This is a genomic window from Betaproteobacteria bacterium (assembly GCA_016791345.1).
Lineage (GTDB): Bacteria > Pseudomonadota > Gammaproteobacteria > Burkholderiales > JAEUMW01 > JAEUMW01.
The window spans coordinates 1-2,619 of sequence record JAEUMW010000456.1 but is presented as its reverse complement, the minus strand read 5'-3'; the positions used below and the strand labels follow the sequence as shown (position 1 = coordinate 2,619).

General features: G+C 64.3%; 3 protein-coding genes and 1 tRNA gene. All 4 read right to left on the bottom strand.

Going from position 1 to position 2,619, the window contains the following annotated elements:
* Positions 1-181: 181 nt before the first annotated feature.
* Positions 182-748 (bottom strand): peroxiredoxin, encoded by a 567-nt coding sequence (gene ahpC, locus JNK68_17050; GenBank protein MBL8542051.1) that lies wholly within the window; start codon positions 746-748, stop codon positions 182-184.
* A gap of 381 nt (positions 749-1,129) precedes the next feature.
* On the bottom strand, positions 1,130-2,083 hold the full coding sequence (locus JNK68_17045) for a LysR family transcriptional regulator (protein ID MBL8542050.1): 954 nt from the start codon (positions 2,081-2,083) through the stop codon (positions 1,130-1,132).
* Positions 2,084-2,242: 159 nt separating this feature from the next.
* Positions 2,243-2,319: transfer RNA gene (locus JNK68_17040), tRNA-Val, on the bottom strand.
* 60 nt (positions 2,320-2,379) lie between these two features.
* Positions 2,380-2,619: GTP pyrophosphokinase (locus tag JNK68_17035; protein ID MBL8542049.1), on the bottom strand; the 240-nt coding region annotated here is incomplete at its 5' end.

Sequence of the window (2,619 nt, the reverse complement as noted above, 5' to 3'; positions counted from 1 at the left end):
GCCGTCGAGCTGTCGTCGAGCGAGGCGACGAGTTCGATCGGCGCCTGCAGTCTCTCCAGATATGCGGAGAGTTGTCCCTGGATGGCGGTATCTAGCATGGTGTTCTCCTGAAGCAACTGATGAGGGCCGCAAGCTGCCGCGCGGGCGTCCGGAAGACGGCGCGCCCGCGCGATGGGACCACTCAGATCTTGCCGACGAGGTCGAGCGAAGGTGCCAGCGTCTTCTCGCCTTCCTTCCACTTGGCGGGGCAGACCTCACCGGGGTGGGCGGCGACATACTGCGCAGCCTTCACCTTGCGCAGCAGTTCCACCGCATCGCGGCCGACGCCACCGGCGTTGATCTCGATGATCTGGATCTTGCCGGCGGGGTCGATGACGAAGGTGCCGCGCTCGGCAAGTCCGGCTTCCTCGATCATCACGCCGAAGTTGCGGGTGATCGCGCCCGTCGGATCGCCGACCATCGGGAACTGCAGCTTCTTGATGGTCTCGGACGTGTCGTGCCACGCCTTGTGGGTGAAGTGGGTGTCGGTCGAGACGGCATAGATCTCGACGCCCAGCTTCTTGAACTCGGCATAGTTGTCGGCGAGGTCTCCGAGCTCCGTCGGGCAAACGAAAGTGAAGTCTGCCGGATAGAAGAAGACCACGGACCACTTGCCCTTCAGGGTGGCTTCAGTCACCTCGACGAACTTGCCGTTGGAGTAGGCCGTTGCCTTGAAGGGTTTGATTTCGGTGTTGATCAGCGTTTGCATACTGCTTCTCCTTGTGATGAATCAGAGGATGACCATAAGCCTGAGCCAGCAGAATAAGGGCCCCCTCCTCATTGATCAAATTGATTGTTAGGATGGGGCGGATAGGCACTGGCTATTGCGCTGCACCAACCACGCGGGGCGTCGTTCCCATCGCCGGGCGACGCGGGGTCGTTGTTGGTAGCATTTGATTTGCTGCGGGAAAGCGATATTGTGCGGCGCATCAAGAATAGCAGATCACTTCTCCGACTGTTTGACGCAGAACAAGAAAGCAGCGTGTTCTGCTGCGCCGCGGGGTCAGGTTCACGAGCCGCGTCCAGGGCGTCGCGGCGGGATGCGGTCGAGTGAGGAAACGATGTCTGGCGCGCGTGCGGCCAGCGTAAATCAAGTGGCCCGCTTCGCTGCTGCGGTGCGGCGTTTTACGCCCGCGGAATCGACCGGCTGGGTTCCGGGCAGGTGACAGTCGAGCAGCGCCTGCCGGACCAGGTCGATGGCCCGATGACGCGGAAAGGTCGCGCGCCAGACCATGCCCACCCGGCGCGTAGGCGTCGGCGGCAGGAACGGCTTCACGCGCAGCAGCGGATCATCCGGCGCAATGTCGTCGACCGCCGCCGCGGGCATCACGGTGATGCCGACGCCCGAGGCGACCATGTGGCGGATGGTCTCCAGCGACCCCCCCTCCAGGACCTGCGGTCCGCCCTCGCCTGCCCGGGTGCACAGATCGAGCACCTGGTCGCGAAAGCAGTTCCCACGACCGAGCATCAACAGCGGCTGATCGGCGAATTGCCCCGCGTCCACCGCGTCCGCCGTCGCCCACGGGTGGACAGCGGGTACCAGTGCGCGAAAAGCCTCGTCGTAGATCGGTTGGCTCACCAGCCCCGGCTCCGCGACCGGCAACGCGAGCACCGCGATGTCCAGCTCGACCGCCTTGAGCTTCTCCAGGAGCCTGTGCGTGTAGTTCTCTTCCAGCAGGAGAGGCATCTCGGGTGCGCGCCGGTGCAGAATCGGCACCAGCCGCGGCAACAGCCACGGCCCGATGGTGTAGATCACCCCGAGGCGCAGCGGACCCGCCAGCGAATCTCTGCCGGCGGCTGCGATCTCGGTCAGCCGCGCCGCTTCCTCCAGCACCCGCTCCGCCTGCGCGACGATGCTCTCGCCGACCGGCGTCGTGCGCACGTCATGCGGCGAGCGCTCGAAGAGCACGACGCCCAGTTCGTCTTCGAGCTTCTTCACGGCAATCGACAGGGTCGGCTGCGACACGAAGCAGCTCTCGGCGGCGCGGCCGAAGTGCCGTTCGCGCGCGAGTGCCACGATGTACTTGAGATCGGTGAGCGTCATCGTCGACGTACTGTCACGTCACACGCTGCGATGAAACTCGCACTTGCCAGGCATCCGGGCGATGAACCGTAAAGGGCGCGAAGCGCTCTCGATCGCAGGAATTCCGGGCGCGCGAGAGGCCGGACTGCGGAGTCACAGTTCCGCTGCATCCGGAGACAGTGGTAGGCGCGATTGGATTCGAACCAACGACCCCCACCATGTCAAGGTGGTGCTCTAACCAGCTGAGCTACGCGCCTGCGAGGTGCGAGAGTGTATAGAAAACGCGCACCACGTTCAATTTCGCGTTCGCGGGAAGATCAACTGCGCTCGGCACGAGTCACCCCCGCGACATCGCGGATGTACCCGAGTACCCGCGCGAGCTGATCCACGCCCTCGACCTCGACCGTGAATCCCATGACCGCGAAGTCGCCCCGGCTCAGGGTGTCGGTCGCGGTGACGTTGATGCGCTCGCGCGACAGGATCTCCGAAATGTCGCGCAGCAGCCCCTGACGATCGCGCGCCTCGATGCGGATGTCGATGGGAAAATGCTCGCCCAC